Here is a 1277-nt window from a genome sequence, read left to right as displayed (position 1 = left end):
CAGCGATTGTGCGCCATTGTATAGGCCCTGCGATGACCCTGTCACGGGGCTTTCTCGGAGGCCTCGATCACCTGCTGCCAGGCCTGCGCCAGATCGGCGGGCGGGGCCGCCTCGAACTGCATCGGGCGGCCGTCCACCGGGTGCGCGAAACCCAGGCGCGCCGCATGCAGTGCCTGCCGGGCCAGCCCCAGGCCCGGGCGCCCGCCGTACAGCGCGTCCGACAGCAGCGTGTGGCCGCGCGTGGCCAGGTGCACGCGGATCTGGTGGGTGCGCCCGGTGTGCAGCTTGCAGCGCACCGCGCTCACCGCGCCTTCGTCGAACTCCGCGAGCGCCACCCGGGTCACGTCGGTCTGCGCCGGCTTGCCGCCGCCGACCACGGCCATCTTGACGCGCGATTGCGGGTCGCGCGCGAGCGGCGCGTCGATGCGGAACGGCTGCGCCGGCACCCGCCCGTGCGCCAGCGCCTGGTACTCGCGCTGCACCTCGCGGGCGGCGATGGCCCGCACCAGCGCGGTCACCGCCGGCAGGGTCTTGCCGATCACCATCAACCCCGAGGTGTCCTTGTCGAGCCGGTGCACGATGCCGGCGCGCGGCAGCGTGGCCGCGGCCGGGTGGTGCGCCAGCACCCCGTTGAGCAGCGTGCCCGACCAGTTGCCGGCGGCCGGGTGCACCACCATGCCGGCGGGCTTGTCGACCACGATCAGCGCGTCGTCCTCGAACACGATGGCCAGCGCCATCGCCTCGGGGCGGAAGGCGCGGCTCTCGGGCGTCGGCACCAGCTCGACCACCAGCTGCTGGCCGGCCGACACCTTGCGCGAGGCCTGCGTCGCCGGGCGATCGTCGACCCACACATGGCCGCCCTCGATCAGCGTCTGCAGGTGGTTGCGCGAGAACTCGCCGGCCATCGCGACCAGCGCCTTGTCGAGCCGCACGCCGTGCAGGCTGCGATCGATCAGCGCGACGCGGCGCTCGGGGGCCTCGCCGGCGCCGACCTCCAGGCCCTCGTCATCGGGATCGCCAGGAAGCAGCGCCGGGTCGCTGGGGGGGTGAACCATATAATCGCCGCTCTTCTTTCGACAGGAAGCGCCGCGGCAGTGGCGCCACGAGGCTCATGAATGTGATTCGCTTGGTTGGCCGGTGGTCGGGCCTGGCATCGGCAGCCGTGTTGGCCGCCCTGCTCGCAGCCTGTGGCTCGACCCCGAAAGACGAAACGGCCGGGATGACCGTCGAGAAATTGTATGCAGAGGCGAAGTCCGAAGCCGATGCCGGCAGCTACG

At 72.1% G+C, this 1277-nt stretch carries 1 protein-coding gene; it reads right to left on the bottom strand.

Features of this window, described 5'->3' with window-relative positions:
* Positions 1 to 41: 41 nt before the first annotated feature.
* Complete coding sequence (locus AC1D15_RS32885; RefSeq protein ID WP_477829366.1) at positions 42 to 1055, bottom strand: RluA family pseudouridine synthase; 1014 nt, start codon at positions 1053 to 1055, stop codon at positions 42 to 44.
* Between the last annotated feature and the right edge of the window lie 222 nt (positions 1056 to 1277).

This window comes from Rhizobacter sp. P2_H2 (assembly GCF_056403375.1).
Note: the sequence above shows the minus strand (reverse complement) of the source record. Positions and strands in the feature narration are given on the sequence as shown.